At 48.1% G+C, this 15,717-nt stretch carries 11 protein-coding genes; 9 read left to right on the top strand and 2 right to left on the bottom strand.

Translation table 11 applies throughout. From position 1 onward, the window contains the following. Window positions 1-32: 32 nt before the first annotated feature. Both QT992_RS04730 and QT992_RS04725 read left to right on the top strand, forming a co-directional pair. Window positions 33-608 carry a Uma2 family endonuclease gene (locus QT992_RS04730; RefSeq protein WP_333338320.1) on the top strand — a complete coding sequence of 192 codons (576 nt, stop codon included), beginning with the start codon at window positions 33-35 and terminating at the stop codon, window positions 606-608. A gap of 108 nt (window positions 609-716) precedes the next feature. Then, on the top strand, window positions 717-1,958 hold the full coding sequence (locus QT992_RS04725) for an exonuclease SbcCD subunit D (RefSeq protein WP_333338323.1): 1,242 nt from the start codon (window positions 717-719) through the stop codon (window positions 1,956-1,958). Window positions 1,959-2,041: 83 nt separating this feature from the next. On the opposite strand, the gene fmt is transcribed toward QT992_RS04725, so the two are convergent. Both fmt and QT992_RS04715 read right to left on the bottom strand, forming a co-directional pair. Beyond that, on the bottom strand, window positions 2,042-3,040 hold the full coding sequence (fmt, locus tag QT992_RS04720) for a methionyl-tRNA formyltransferase (protein WP_333338326.1): 999 nt from the start codon (window positions 3,038-3,040) through the stop codon (window positions 2,042-2,044). Between the two features lie 167 nt (window positions 3,041-3,207). Further along, window positions 3,208-3,366 (bottom strand): hypothetical protein, encoded by a 159-nt coding sequence (locus tag QT992_RS04715; protein ID WP_333338329.1) that lies wholly within the window; start codon window positions 3,364-3,366, stop codon window positions 3,208-3,210. Between the two features lie 386 nt (window positions 3,367-3,752). On the opposite strand from QT992_RS04715, the gene QT992_RS04710 reads away from it, so the two are divergent. The 7 genes from QT992_RS04710 (at window position 3,753) to QT992_RS04680 (ending at window position 15,633) form a co-directional block, all read left to right on the top strand. Next, window positions 3,753-4,541 carry a hypothetical protein gene (locus QT992_RS04710; RefSeq protein ID WP_333376632.1) on the top strand — a complete coding sequence of 263 codons (789 nt, stop codon included), beginning with the start codon at window positions 3,753-3,755 and terminating at the stop codon, window positions 4,539-4,541. A 65-nt stretch (window positions 4,542-4,606) separates the two neighbouring features. Further along, window positions 4,607-5,947, top strand: a complete 1,341-nt coding sequence (locus tag QT992_RS04705) for an ABC transporter substrate-binding protein (protein WP_333342758.1) — start codon at window positions 4,607-4,609, stop codon at window positions 5,945-5,947. Window positions 5,948-6,519: 572 nt separating this feature from the next. Continuing rightward, complete coding sequence (locus QT992_RS04700; RefSeq protein ID WP_333321338.1) at window positions 6,520-9,033, top strand: MASE1 domain-containing protein; 2,514 nt, start codon at window positions 6,520-6,522, stop codon at window positions 9,031-9,033. Between the two features lie 855 nt (window positions 9,034-9,888). Further along, window positions 9,889-13,608, top strand: a complete 3,720-nt coding sequence (locus tag QT992_RS04695; protein ID WP_333342756.1) for a response regulator — start codon at window positions 9,889-9,891, stop codon at window positions 13,606-13,608. Further along, window positions 13,601-13,975, top strand: coding sequence for a response regulator (locus QT992_RS04690; protein WP_333143834.1), 375 nt, complete (start codon window positions 13,601-13,603; stop codon window positions 13,973-13,975). Before QT992_RS04695 ends, QT992_RS04690 begins: the two co-directional genes overlap by 8 nt. After that, on the top strand, window positions 13,972-15,030 hold the full coding sequence (locus QT992_RS04685; RefSeq protein WP_333321341.1) for an adenylate/guanylate cyclase domain-containing protein: 1,059 nt from the start codon (window positions 13,972-13,974) through the stop codon (window positions 15,028-15,030). Before QT992_RS04690 ends, QT992_RS04685 begins: the two co-directional genes overlap by 4 nt. 84 nt (window positions 15,031-15,114) lie before the next feature. Further along, window positions 15,115-15,633: a Ycf51 family protein gene (locus tag QT992_RS04680; protein ID WP_333151007.1), complete on the top strand. Its 519-nt coding sequence runs from the start codon at window positions 15,115-15,117 to the stop codon at window positions 15,631-15,633. Window positions 15,634-15,717: the final 84 nt, after the last annotated feature.

The raw sequence follows: 15,717 nt of genomic DNA, 5'->3' as shown, positions 1-15,717 counted from the left end.
AGTATCCGAGAAAATCAGCGGAGTAAAAATTAATGGTTATCAGCCAAAACAATTTCTACATTTCTCCAGAAGAGTACCTAGAAGGCGAGCGAGTAAGCCCGATCAAACACGAATACAGACGCGGACAGGTTTATGCAATGACAGGGGCAAAAAAACCTCATATTGTTATTTCAGTAAATTTAGCAAGTTTGCTTAACAATCATCTCCGCGAGAGTTCCTGCTTAGTTCTTTCATCAGACATAAAAGTCCGACTGGAAGAGGCAAATTGCTATTACTATCCTGATGTAGCGGTGACTTGCGACGAAAGGGATACCTCAACTACTGAAGATTTCATTTTATATCCATCTTTAGTAGTTGAGGTATTGTCGCCCTCAACAGCAGCTTTCGACAGAGGCGATAAATTAGCCGATTACCAAACTTCTCCGAGTTTGCAAGAATACGTACTCATCACTCAATCTGAGAGCAAAATTGAGTGTTTTCGACTCAATGCTGAGGGAAATTGGGTTTCTCAGACTTACCGACAAGGAGATAGAGTAGAATTTGTTAGTGCGAATTTTAGTTGTGCCATTAGCGAAATTTATCAAAAAGTCCCCGGCATCATATTGTGATGTATGAAAAAAAACTTTCTTTGGTTGGTAGTGAGGAATGCAAGTCATGCTTCTGAGGACTTCCGTCCTCACTCCGAACCAAAACGATAGCTAAAAATAGAAAAAACAATGATTAAAATCTTACACCTTTCAGACATTCACATGGGCAGCGGCTTTTCCCACGGCCGGATTAATCCAGAAACCGGTTTAAATACGCGGCTGGAAGACTTCGCGGCGACGCTGAGTAAATGTATGGATAGAGCAATTTCTGAACCCGTAGATTTAGTCATATTCGGCGGCGATGCTTTCCCGGATTCCACGCCTCCACCGTTTGTAAAAGAGGCTTTTGCCCGACAATTCAGCCGCTTGGTGGAGGCGCAAATTCCGACGGTTTTGCTAGTAGGAAATCACGACCAACATTCTCAGGGACAAGGCGGCGCGAGTTTGGGGATTTATCGGACTTTGGGAATACCTAAGTTTATTGTAGGCGATCGCCTGGACACTCACCTCATTCAAACCCGCAGCGGGCCGGTACAGGTGGTAACATTGCCTTGGTTGACTCGATCGACCTTAATGACACGTTCCGAGACTGAAAGCCTGTCTATGGGCGATGTTAACCAATTATTAACCGAAAAACTGACGATCGCAATGGAAGGCGAAATTCGCCGCCTCAACCCCGACATACCAACCGTACTTTTAGCGCACTTAATGGCAGATAAAGCAAGTCTGGGCGCAGAGCGTTTTTTAGCAGTTGGTAAAGGTTTTAACATACCCGTTTCCATGCTAACTCGCCCTTGTTTTGATTACGTTGCACTCGGCCACGTTCACAAACACCAAAATCTCAATGCTTCCAACAATCCGCCCGTAATTTATCCCGGAAGTATCGAACGAGTTGATTTTAGCGAAGAGAAAGAAGATAAAGGTTTTGTGTTAGTTAATTTGGAACGGGGGAAAGCAGAGTGGGAATTTTGCACTTTGCCCGTGCGAGTGTTTCAGACTATTAAAGTGAATGTTTCGGAATCGGAAAATCCGCAAGCTGAGCTGGTGAAAGCTATTGGGAAGAAGGAGATCGCAGACGCGGTTGTGAGATTGATCTACCAATTGCGATCGGAACAGTTAGATTTAATCGACAACGCTGAATTGCACACACTTCTGGGCGAAGCGCACAGCTACACAATCCAGCCGGAATTAGTCAGTCAGCTAGCGAGGCCGCGGTTGCCCGAATTGAATGCTAATAATAGTATAGAACCCTTAGAAGCTTTGAAAACTTATTTAGCAAGTCGCGAAGATTTGAAAGATGTTGCTGAGAGTATGTTGGAAGCGGCGCAGGGTTTGTTGGGCGGCGCGGAGGAAGTTTTGGTTGAATTTTAGTCAAGAATCGCGCATCTAATTACAAAATGATTTTGCTGCCAAATATTGTGGGGTGGGCATCTTGCCCGCCCTAAATATACTATTTAACTCCCAAAAATCTCACCCACCGCCAACCGAGTTCCGTTCGCAAAATCCACCCCAGACTGCACCTTTTTCCCCGCCAACTGCACCTCCCGCAACAATAATAAACCATCACCGGTTTGGACGATCGCCCCCAACCCCTTCACAACCTTAACAACTTCCCCATTTGCGCCCGACAACTGGGCTAAAACAGGCCATTCGCGTTCCAAAACTCTCAAATCCGCTGGCATTTGCAGCCAATATTCCGGCCCGACGGGCACAGTAGCTATCACCTTCAGAGAATTGCCACGAAAAGTCGTCGTGCAATCCGGGAAAAAGCCCCTAACTTGATTGTGAAGGTCGATCGCACTTTTCGACCAATCCAGCACATAATCCGCACTCTTAATCATCGGCGCGTAAGTCGCCTCAGCATCATCTTGAACAACAGCTTTAACCTTATCGTCTCTCAATTTCACCAAAGTTTCTATCAACAAATCCGCCCCAATTTCCGCCAACCTATCCGCCAAAGAATCAGCATTATCCAACAGTGAAATACCAGCAAAAGCCTTCAATAGCATCGCCCCAGTATCCATGCCCGCATCCATCAGCATAGTAGTAATTCCTGTTGTCTTTTCCCCGTCAAAAAGACAGCGCTGAATCGGCGCAGCACCGCGATATTTCGGCAAAATTGAACCGTGAACGTTAACGCAAGCCAAACTAGGAATATCCAGAATTTCTTGAGAAAGAATTTGACCGTAAGCCACCACCACAAACACATCCGCCTCTGCTTCCCGCAACTTAGCAAGCGTTTCCGCATCCTTCTTAATTCGGCGAGGCTGCCAAACCGGGAGACTGTGATTTAAAGCCACATCTTTTACAGGTGAAGGCATCAATTGATTGCCTCTTCCCCGACGTTTGTCCGGCTGAGTCACTACACCCACAACCTCAAATTCTGGGTGACTTAGCAAACTGGATAAAGTAGGAACAGCAAAATCGGGAGTGCCAAAAAAAACAATTTTCATAGATTCTTCGTTATTAGTAAGTAGTCCTCAGTCATTACTCATTAGTCATCAAGTAGGTAATGGCAAAAAACCATAGTATATTATACAGACTATTCAGCGCGTCGCAGCTATGATACAAGCTAGTTTATGAGTGTTTTTACCCACCGAGCTCATGTAATGTTTATTTGTCAGCTCAAATAATAGTAGTTGGCTCCTAGATTATACACTTCGAGAAGAGTTCCGAGTTGTGCGATCGGCAAAAAGTATCTCGATTGATACTCAGGTGCAGCCAGACTCGAACGCTCAAAAGCAATGGGTTTGATAGAGGCAACAACATTTGCATCCATTCTTCCCAACTTAACTATAACTGTTCTACACTAATAATTATCATCTAATCTACCTTTGTTACTGGGAATCTCAATCTTATCATATCTCCTCGAACAGGGAAAAACCGTCGAATCTCCTGCTGAATCTCAGCCGCAGCTTATTTGCAGACACCGCCGAACAAGAAAAGTTTATTCATGCCGTCACCAATCCCCAAGCTTTTAATCCTGCTATCTTGTGGCTGCCACCAAAACCAACAGAAAACCCATTTACTGTCGAAATTCCAGTTTCTTGGCAACCGCAATTTGTAGATAGACTAGCCTGAGAATCCCAGCCGGGAAAACATTCCTTACATCAAGCAGGACATTACTACTGTCTCGACTTTTCCTCAATCTTCGCCGCCTCCACATTGTTAACAACACCGCAGCCAATCAAACTAATCGTAGATATGTGCGCCGCCCCCGGAGGAAAAAGTATATTTGCCTGGAAAATATTAAACCCAGAATTGCTGTTGTGCAACGAAGCCATAGGCAAACGCATGGGAATGCCGATCTCTAATTTAAAACGCTGCCAAATTCAACCATCCGCCGCCGCTAACGTCGATTCAAAAATACTTGCCGAAAAGATGCCACAAACGGCTAATTTAGTAATAGTGGATGCTCTTTGTACTGGTCAATCACTCTTAGCAAAAGGAGACAAAGCACCCGGCTGCTTTCATCATGTCACCATCAACAGCAATGCCAACCGCCAAAAAAGAATTTTAGCCAATTCTGCTAAAATTGTAGCGCCCCAAGGTTATCTTGCATACATGACCTGCACTTATTCAACCGCAGAAAACGAACAAGTCAGCGAATGGCTGTTAAGCAAATTCCCCGAATTTGGGCCAGTCACTGGGGAGCATCTCAGTTTTGTAAAAAGCATTTTTTTTATTGTAGTGCGAGCGTCCCCGCTCGCGTATTGTACAATACGCGAGCGGGGACGCTCGCACTGTAAATGCAAAACTGAGATGCTCCCAGTCACTGTTCCTCATTTAGAAAAATATCGATCGCACCTGACAGAAATTCCTTGCTATCGGATGTGGCCGCAAGATAGACTAGGAGCAGGAGCTTTCACCGTTTTGTTTCAAAACACCTCGGATGGAGAGAGAAATCAGCTACCAGCCGATTTTCGAGATTTAGCTCGTTTTACCAACATCTAACTATCCGCGTCCATCCCCGTTCATCTGCAGTTAAAAAAATCTTCTTCCCTGAATCTAACTAAAAAATGATATTATCCCAATTATCCAAAGCAATTAAAAAACCACTAAAACTCGCTGTCGGCATTTTACTTACCTTAAATCTGCTAATATTAAGCGGCTGTCAAAACAGCACAACACCCGCATCCAAAAACGGCGAACCGATCGAACTCACACTTTGGCACGGCATCAATCCACCGCCAAATCGCGACGTATTTCAAACCCTCACAGACAAATTCAACCAAACGCATCCCAACATCCAGATTAAACCAATTTACATCGGCCAGCCCGACCAACAACTACCAAAAATACTAACAGCAATAGTTGGAAATGCACCGCCGGATTTGCTGTGGAATAGCCCCACAAGTGCCGGAAAACTAGCCGAACTCAACGCAATTGTACCCTTAGAAAACTGGCTCGACAAATCGCCCCGGAAAGCAGAAATCTACCCGGCCCTCTTCGAGTCAATGGAACTCGGCGGACACACTTGGTCAGTTCCCCTAGGCACAAATAACGTCGCCATATTTTACCGTCCCAGCTTATTTGCAGCAGCAGGAATCAAAAAAGTGCCGCAGAATTGGGCGGAATTAAAGCAAGTAGCCCGATCGCTCACGCGAGATACCAACGGAGACGGCCGCACAGACCAACACGGCATAGTGCTCCCCCTAGGCAAAGGAGAATGGACAGTATTTACCTGGCTGCCATTCATGTTCAGCGCAGGCGGCGAACTCAAAGGCGAAATACCTCAAAGTCCTGTACCGCAAATAGATAATCCCGGTTCTCACGCCGCCTTAGAATTGTGGAGCGACTTGTTAAAAGAAGGTTCAGCAATATTGTCAGCACCCGAACGCGGTTACGAACTCGACAATTTCATTGCCGGGAAAGTCGCCATGCAAATCACCGGGCCGTGGACGCTAGCACAGTTGCAGCAAAGCGCGATCGACTACGCAGCAATGCCTTTACCGCTCCTCAAACGCCCCGCAGCCGTCGTGGGGGGTGAAAACCTATTTTTAATGAAAACCTCGCCAGAACGAGAGCGAGCAGCCCTAGTATTCTTAGAATACGTTATAGGTGAAGAATTCCAAACAGCATGGGCATTGGGAACAGGTTATTTACCCATTAACTTAAAATCGAGACAGAGCCAAGCTTATCAAAGCTTTGTGGAAAAAAACCCTGTTTTGCAAGTATTTTTAGAACAAATGAACTCAGCCAGAGCGCGACCCATTATATCAGGTTACTCCCGCCTATCCGAAAACCTCGGTCGCGCCATAGAGGCAACCCTTCTCGGCCGCAACCCCCAAGACGCCCTTAAAGAATCTCAAGAGCGTTTGACACTAACCTTAGATATTGCAACAGCCAAAGAGAAATAGACAAGAAAAAATATTTTTGTTAGCTGTAAATTATCCGGTTTCACTGTATTCGATCGCCAGACTTGAAGCCTCAATTGATGGGTTAAAAATCTAGTGAAAATCACTACCGCCTGCACTTCTAATCAGAAACCGTGTTGTTTGCCCCAAACTTACCTAAACTCAGAGATTTTAGGTCGCTGTTATGGGTATTTTAGGTATTTTAGGTATTTTAGGTATTATTGAGCAGGGTGCAAGATGTTAGGGTGAATTGAGTTACGATCGCCCGACACAAAAAGACACCCGCTGTCGCTCGGTAATAAATTTTTAACAAAAACCAAAAATTTACAAACCAATTGCTTAGCCATTAGAGATATATTTACAAAAAAGCGATACTCCCGAAATTCATGGGCAGATTTGATCGAACAAAAAAACCGCTCCCTCAACGGCACCACAAAAATTTAGCTCACAAGCTTCTCCCAGTACCTACCACTCATGACCTACCATCACCTAATAGAAACATTTTCTCTACCCTGTGCCTGTCCCGTGCCACATCCTGAGATCCCAACAACCGTCCACCTTTTCCCTAAACGACAATGCAGACAAAGTTCCTTAACGCAATCAAAGGACATTCCTGGCGGTACTTCCTCGCAGTAGGCGCGATCGCCCTGGTATACTATGGGGCGTCGCAATTCGCCATTTCCACCCTCACCCTCAGTTCAGAAATTTACCCGATGTGGCCGGCAGCAGGAATTGCCCAAGTCGCCCTGCTGCTGTTTGGGCGGCAACTGTGGCCGGGAATCGCGATCGGAGGCTTCCTGTTTAGCATGAGCGTACCGTCGGCCAACATCGCCACGGCATTGATCTCGGCAGGCGCCAGAACCCTGCAAGCGTGGACGGGAACTTATCTACTCCAGGGCATTAACTTTAGCGCTAGGCTCGATCGGCTCAAAGACGTTTTAGGAATAGTCGGACTAGCAGCCTTGAGCTCTACCCTAATCAACTCCACCATCGGCAGCATCGTCGTCTGCCTGACCGGTTTATCTAGCTGGAGCGATTTTGGCACGATTTGGGGGACTTGGTGGGTAGGAGACGCAATGGGAATTTTGCTCGTCGCCCCGCTGCTGCTGACGTGGCAACAATTGCCCAAAGTCCCCACCCATCGCCAACAGATAGCTGAACGAGCGATTTGGCTGCTGCTGCTACTAGCAGTCGGCTGGCTCGTCTTTTGCTCCCGCACCCGCGCCGCCTACGCCCGCTATCCCCTCGAATACTTACCATTTCCCCTAGTAGTTTGGGCTGCCTTTCGATTCGGTCAGCGCTACACCGCCCTCTCCAACTTCATCCTCTGCGGCTTCGCCATCTGGGGTATTGCCCGAGGCAGCGGCCCCTTCCTCAAACACGCCAGCAGTATCCCCCAAGCACTGTTATCCCTGCAAGCCTTCATCGCCGTCATCGCCGTCACCGGCTTAGTCTTAGCTGCCACCGTCGCCGAACGTCACCAAGCAGAAGTCTCCCTGCGCGCCAGCGAAGCCAGCCTCGCTAACGCCCAACGCATCGCCCAGCTAGGCAACTGGGACTTAGACCGCAACGCCCAGCAATTGCGGTGGTCAGAGGAAATTTACCGCATCTTGGGACAGGAACCGGGAACTTTTGAACCCAGCCTGGAAGCCTTCTTGGAATACGTGCACCCTGAAGACAGAGAATTAGTCAAAAGCTCGATCGAAGCCGCTTTATTTCAGCAACAGCCTTACAGCATCGACTACAGGCTCATACTCCCCGACGGTAGCAACCGCACAGTCTACGAACAAGCCGCCGTCACCTCCCTCTACATCACCAGCACCGTCCAAGACATCACAGACAGAAAGCAAGCCGAAGCCGCCCTGCGTTCTTCAGAAGAAAGATTTTCCAAGGCCTTTCACGCCTCCCCAGTCGGGATCAGCATCTGCACCCTCACAGACGGATGCTTCCTCGATGCCAACGAAAGCTTTTTGCGCTCATTAGGCTGGCTGCGCCACGAATTTATGGGCCGCACTCCCAGCGACTTAGGAATGTTTGTCAATTCAGAAGACGGGGGGCGACTCACCCAGATTTTGCAATCACAAAATTCGATCAGCAACCAAGAAATCAAAATTCGCACCAAAGCCGGCGAAGTGCGCGACTGGCTGCTGTCAGTGGAACTCATCGACCTCGGCAGCACTCAGTGCGTTTTAATCATGACTACCGACATCACCGAACGCCTGCGTTCCGAAGAATTCCGCCGGGCTGCATTAGCCGCCGAAGCTGCAAATAGATCCAAAAGCATTTTTCTCGCCAATATGAGTCACGAACTCAGAACCCCCCTCAACGCCATCATCGGCTACAGCGAGATCCTGCAAGAAGACGCCCGAGACCTTGGTGCCGAAGAGTTCATAGACGACCTCCAGAGAATTAACACGGCCGGCAAGCACCTACTAGACCTGATTAAAGATATTCTCGACTTGACCAAAATTGAAGCAGGCCGCATAGACTTCCACCTCGAAACCTTCACCATTTCAACTCTGGTTGAGGAAGTAGTTGCCACGATCGCGCCGATGGCCGACAAAAATAGCAATATTGTAGAAATACAATGCCCCGATGATATTGGCTCGATGCAGACCGACTTGACTAAACTCCGGCAGTCTCTGCTCAACATCCTCAGCAATGCCGCGAAATTTACTTGCTCCGGCGCGATTACCTTCGCCGTTACCCGATCCGTCGAAACCCCCGCCGACTCTGCAAAGAAAGGCAAAAAACTTGGAGCGTATAGAGGAGGTGGCAAAGCTGAAAATAGCTTGTCTCTCTTATCTTCCGCTCAAGATTGGATCATTTTTACGGTCAAAGATACCGGCATTGGCATGAGTCCCGAACAGTTAGCCAAAATCTTTGAGCCTTTCACCCAAGCCGATTCCTCAACTACTAAGAAGTACGGCGGCACTGGTTTGGGGCTGACGATTACTAAGAAATTCTGCGAAATGATGGGCGGAGACATTACCGCATTCAGCGAGGTGGACAAAGGTTCTACCTTTACCATTCGGCTGCCAGCTATTTTCACCGACCTTTCGATCTCAACCGAAAAGTCTGACCAATAATATTTTTTTACAGTTATTTTCTATGCCTGTAAATTTTATTTGCCTCCGCACTTGGCTGATTATTTCGCTAGCAGATAGGGAGATTTTCCCCAGAATTTATCACATTATAAAGTAAGTTTTTTACGAGGTTTTTCTAATATAGAGTAATCTTAAATGAGTCGTATTTTTTTTACCCCACCCCAACCCTCCCCGAACCCGCTCGATCGGGAGTAATAAATTCACAAATGATGTAGGATTGCTATAGAGGTAGAAGATTAGGGCGGGTTAGATAACCCTAATTAATTTATGAGTAAATACGAAAAGTCCTGAAATCGTTTCGGCTGGCATGGGAATAATAATTTTTCCTGTCCAGTACCCGCGTCCGCGATCGTTTTTTGGGTCCCACCTAATTTTTGAGGGTAAGTTCACTTGATTAATACTCCGAACAGTTTTTATCGGGCCCAATGGCTGATTCTCGCTTGACTTCGATCGACTGTGGATAATTAAATCAATGTCGGCTCCACACCGGGATTGCATTTAATTCGACTTTTTTCTGATCCTTGCCCCGCGTAAGCTTATAGTATCGTTACCCAAAATTTCCTGAGTATTGACTCGATCAGATGATATTATTATTATTTTTGAGCCGGCTGCCGACATTCAGAAGATTGGTTTGTACACAACCCTTAAAAGTTATGAGAATTAATATAATTAGCCGAGTTGGAAAGATTTTGGAGAGCAGAGATGATCCCTCGGCTTCTCAATAAAACCTGTTAGAGATTTCGATCGCGTACTTGTCCCCTAACCGTATACCTACCTATATATATTATTAATTAAAAAGATATACTGTAGAAAGTTGCCTACAAAGCGCCAGAAAATATGCACCCCCACCTCCAGCGCCAACTCGAACAGCTCGGTTTAGTCGGCGAGTCTCCCCCTCCCACTGCTGAGCAGTGGCAGCTTTTATTAGAGCAGGTAAGTTGTAGCTATGACAAAGTTCAGAGTCAGCAAGAACTTCAGCAGCAGGATTGCTTGAACTCGGAGACGGTGCCGTTAAAGGATTTAGCCCACTCGCCGCAGTCCCCTCAAGACTCTCCAACAGCTTCAGAATTCGATCGACTGCGGGCGAGTGTCAACAGTTTGGGGGCGGGATTGTGTATCCTTGACGCGAAGGGCTGTGTAATCTCGGTGAATCCAGAGGCCGAACGCTTGCTGGGGTGGCGAGAGTCGGAACTTGCAGGCGTTTCTCTGCTAGAGCGCATCGGGAAGCAAAACAAAGGCCACAAATCCCCAGTTTTGACGGCTCCGAAACATTCGCCCAGCAAGACTGAAGATAGGCCGATCGCACCTACACTAGATTTACAACAGGCGATCGCTTCCAGTCAACCTTGCAACAACTGGGACGACGAGTTTTTGTGTCGCGACGGCAAGATTTTACCAGTTTCCTATTTTTTCCATCCCGCAGTTGAGGGAAGCGAAATATCAGTCTTGGTGTTTTTTGACATTTTTGACATTAGAGAACACAAGCAATCGCTCTCGATACTGCAAGCAGTTCTAAAATCTACCGATGCAGGAATTCTGGCCGTTGACATCAACGGCAATGTATGCAATTATAATCAGAAATTTCTAGAGCTGTGGGGTTTGTCCGCCAGCCAAGGAAAGTTGAGCCGATCGACCTTCGGCCCAGTCAAAAACACGATCGAAACAGGATTCCCATTCGACAGGGAACAATTAAAAGACCCGCAAGGATTTCTCCAAAACGTGCTCAAAGTGTCGGCAGATTCAGATACTCAAATCAGCGAATTATTAGAATTTAAAGACGGAAAAATTCTTGAATTAAATTCGTTGCCATCAAAAGTCGGAGCGAAAACAGTCGGTAGAGTCTGGATCTTTCGAGACGTTACCGAACTCAAAAAAGTAGAACAATCTTTGCAGTATCGAATAGAATTCGCTCAGTTGATTGCCCGTTTGTCAACCGATTTTATCAGCAAGCCCTTATCAGAAATAGATAAAAGCATCGATCGCACTCTAGAAGCGATCGCCACCTTGAGCGGGTTTGACCGCAGTTACATCTACCTGTTATCATTCGACAAAACCCGCGCCGACAAAACCTACGAGTGGTGCGGCGAAAGCATTCCGGCCGTCAAAAACAGCACCGACAAACCAATAGACATCGCACAAATCCCTTGGATTGCAGAAAAGCTCGATCGCGCCGAATGCCTTTATATTCCAGAAATCGGCGAACTCCCGCCCTCAGCAATCGCCGAAATTGCCTATTTTATCGGTCAAAATCCAGCCCAATTCCCGACAGACTCCCCATCCCAAACAGTCAATCAAACCGCAACCGCCTCAATACCTTCGAGTGGGACTTCCCTCAATAATTTAGAATCCCAAAAACCGCTAAAAAATAGCCAATCACTGATAATTATTCCCATAATTTCGAGTAAAAACCTAGTAGGATTTCTCGGATTCGAGGGCTTAAAGCAAACAGCAGGTCGAGCAACCGAAATATCCCCACAGCTAAAAATGGTAGGAGAAATGCTCGCCAATGCCCTAGAGCGCAAGCGAGCAGAAGCAGCCTTGAGACAATCCGAAACAAAATACCGCAGCATCTTTGAAAACGCAGTCGAAGGCATATTCCAGACCACCCCAGACGGGCGCTACCTCAGCGGCAATCGCGCACTAGCCGAGATTTACGGCTACGAATCCTGTGCCCAAATGCTAGCCGAACTCACAGATATCAACCGCCAACTTTACGTAGACCCGAATCGGCGCGCCGAGTTTATGGCCCAATTGCGCGCGCGCCACCAAGTGTCAAAATTTGAATCCCAAATATACCGCCGAGACGGCAGCACGATCTGGATTTCCGAAAACGCGCGCAGCATCTGCGACGAAAACGGCAGCGTTTTGTACTACGAAGGCACAGTCCAAGACATCACCGATCGCAAACAGGCAGAATCCGCCTTGCAGTCGGCCCTAGAAGCAGCCGAATCAGCCAACCGGGCAAAAAGCACATTTCTCGCCAACATGAGCCACGAACTTCGCACACCGCTCAATGCCATCATCGGCTACAGCGAAATGCTCCAAGAAGAAGCTGAAGAATTGGGTGATGAAGCTTTCGTCCCCGACCTCGAAAAAATCTGCAGCGCCGGCAAACACCTGCTGTCGATGATCGACGACATCCTAGATATCTCTAAAATTGAAGCAGGTCGAATGGATCTCTACTTAGAAACCTTCGACATCCATACCTTAATTGAAAGTGCTGTTGCCACGGCCAGGCCGCTGGTTGAGAAAAACGGTAATACCCTAGAAGTGTACTGTCCAGACAACCTCGACACCATGCACGCGGACATGACCAAAGTGCGGCAAGTGCTGCTTAACTTGCTCAGCAACGCTGCCAAGTTCACACAAAACGGGAGAATTGCGATCGGAGTGGAAAGAATTAAAAATGAACAATTAAAAATGAAAAATCAAGAGGAATCTTCCGAAATTTTAATTTCCAACTCCGAATTTTTAAGTTTCCGCGTCGCCGACACTGGCATCGGCATGACACAAGAGCAATTGGAGCGAGTTTTCCAACCTTTCACCCAAGCTGATGCCTCGACTACCCGCGAGTACGGTGGCACCGGTTTGGGACTAGCAATCAGCCAGCGCTTCTGTCAGATGATGGGCGGCAGCATTGAGGTCAGCAGCACCTCGGGTTCCGGCACCACTTTCACCGTGCTCTTGCCCAGCGCCATCAAACAGCCGGAAATCCCCAACAATGTCCACGACAGCACTAGCCCTCCCGACGCCCCCGCTGTCGGCACGGTGCTGGTAGTTGATGACGACCCGATATCGCGGGATTTAATCCAGCGCACCCTCAGTCGCCAAGGACTGCACGTAGAAGTCGCAGGCGGCGGCGAGCAAGCTCTCCGGCTCGCTAAGCAACTACGGCCAGACGCCATTACCCTGGATGTGATCATGCCCGGAATGGACGGCTGGGCGGTACTCTCAGCGCTGAAGGCAGATCCTGAGCTTGCCGAAATTCCCGTAATCCTGCTATCCTTTGTGGGCAACAAAAGCCTCGGCTTTGCATTGGGTGCCTCGGACTACCTCACCAAACCAGTGGACGGCAAACGGCTGGCTGCCTTGTTGAACAAGTACCGACGCGACCAAGACGACGTTGCAAGTAACAATTTGACCTGTCAAATTCTAATTGTGGAAGACGACGTTGCCACGCGCGAAATACTGCGATGCGTACTAGAAACACAAGGCTGGGAAGTAACGGAAGCTGACAGCGGACGCGCTGCTCTCGATCGGCTAAAAGTTGCTCGCCCGCACCTGATATTACTGGATTTGATGTTGCCAGAAATGGATGGTTTTGAGTTGATCGGGGAAATTCGCAAATCCCATTCGGGAGATCCTATACCGATTGTTGTGCTCACGGGGAAAAACTTGACACCGGCCGAAAGCCAGCAGCTAAACGGCTACGTCGAGCGGGTGCTACAAAAGGGAGTCTACAGTTGCGATACTTTGTTGCACGATGTTCGCTCTATAGTCAATGACAGGTTCGATCGCAGGTACGACTCGAAAGGCAAGGAGAACACCAATGGCTAAAATCCTGTTGGTCGAAGATAACGAAATGAACAGGGATATGCTTTCCCGGCGTCTGGCCCGCAAGGGACACGAGGTCTTTATTGCTGTTGACGGTGCTGAGGGAGTGTCGATGGCGCTCGCGAAGGTACCGGATTTGATTCTGATGGATATGAGTCTGCCAGTGCTCGACGGGTGGCAAGCAACGCAGCAAATTAAGGCGGCTTCTGAAACTAGCACGATTCCGGTGATTGCGCTGACGGCTCACGCAATGGCGGGCGATCGTGAAAAGTGTATTGCCGCCGGCTGCGACGACTACGACACCAAACCGGTCGAGTTTCCTCGACTTTTGGGTAAGATTGAACTGCTTCTAAAAAAGGCTATGACATGAAAGGTGACGAGGGCAGCGTGCTGGTTGTTGACGACAATGAGGTAAACCGCGATTTGCTGGCCCGCCGACTTCAGCGTCAAGGCCATGTGGTGACTGTTGCTGAAGATGGTCTCCAAGCTCTGGAAATGTTGCGAAGCCATCCTTTTGATTTGGTTCTCCTAGACATTATGATGCCGCAAATGAACGGCTATCAGGTGCTCGAAAGTCTGAAGGCGGACGAGAATTTGCGCTACATCCCGGTGATTATGATTTCGGCGGTGGACGATATCGACAGTATCGTCAGGTGTATAGAGTTGGGGGCGGAGGATTATCTTTCTAAACCGTTCAATCCGGTATTGCTCAAGGCTCGAATTAGCGCTTGTCTCGAAAAGAAGCGACTGCGGGATAAGGAACAGGCCTATTTACATGAGTTGGCCCAGGAAAAGGAAAAGTCCGAGCGTTTGCTGTTAAATATTTTACCGAAGGCGATCGCGCAGCGCCTGAAACAGGGGGAAATTACGATCGCAGACAGTTTCGCTGAGGTAACAGTGATGTTTGCCGATTTGGTCGGTTTTACTAAGCTTTCGGCTCATTTATCGCCGGCCCAATTGGTGGAGTTGCTCAACGAGATTTTTTCGGCTTTTGACGAGTTGGCCGAGCGCTACGGACTTGAGAAAATTAAGACGATCGGCGATGCTTATATGGTAGTTGGCGGTTTGCCGACGCCCAGCGACGACCACGCCGAGTCGATCGCGGAAATGGCGCTGGAAATTCAAGCAGCAATGACTAAGATCCGTACCAAGGGAGGTCAGCCGCTCAGCATCCGCATCGGCATCCACACAGGCCCGGTGGAAGCTGGGGTAATCGGTACTAAAAAATTTACTTACGATTTGTGGGGAGATACGGTAAATACAGCTTCCCGGATGGAATCTCAAGGCGTCCCCGGCAGCATTCAGGTGACAGTTGCTACCTACGAACGCTTGCGGGGTAAGTACGTTTTTGAGGAGCGCGGCATCATTCCAGTGAAGGGGAAAGGCGATATGATGACTTATCTGCTTGTGGCCCGAAACGCTTAATTAATCATTGGGCATTGGGCATCGGGTATCGGTAACTAATATCCACAGTCAACAGTCAACAGTCAACAGTCAACAAATCATCAAATGAGCGTAAATTCTAATCTCTTAATGTACGCCCAATGGGCGGGAATTCTGACAGTAGCTTTGGCTATTTTAACAGTTATAGCATTTATCTTCAAATGGGGTTTTCGCTTCCGATTGGTAGGAGTGACAAGCTTTATGGGAGTAATTGCTGCGAGTATATTCGGTCTGGGTTTGGGACTGTTTTCCCGTACAGAAATTCCGGGTGCGGTGCGCTATTCTTTAGTTTACGATACTGGCGGCGCTCAAACAGTAGTTACTGTGCCACCTACGATCACCGAATCGGAATTAGAAGCAACGATGCGGCAAGCGGCGGCGGATTTGTACTCTCCAGGGCGCTCTGGGCGCGGCAGAGACTACATGACCATCCGCGTTCGTACAGTGGTACATCCTGAACCGGGGCTGTCGCAGCCGCTGTTTTTGGGCGAGGTGAGGCGATCGCTCGCGACTCGTTATGATGACAAAATGGCGATCGAAATCTTCCCCGAAAAAGTTGCTATTCTGAAAAAATATCAAGCCTGATAAATCCTGTAGATACTGTCTTGACCTGTCAAGGGGTCGCGAGTAAATAATTGGGGTCGAAAGGCTTTTGGGACTTTAAAATCC

This window comes from Microcoleus sp. T3_D1 (assembly GCF_036700405.1).
Classification (GTDB): Bacteria; Cyanobacteriota; Cyanobacteriia; order Cyanobacteriales; family Microcoleaceae; genus Microcoleus.
The sequence above is the reverse complement of the archived record's forward strand: the minus strand, read 5'-3'. Positions and strand labels throughout refer to the sequence as shown.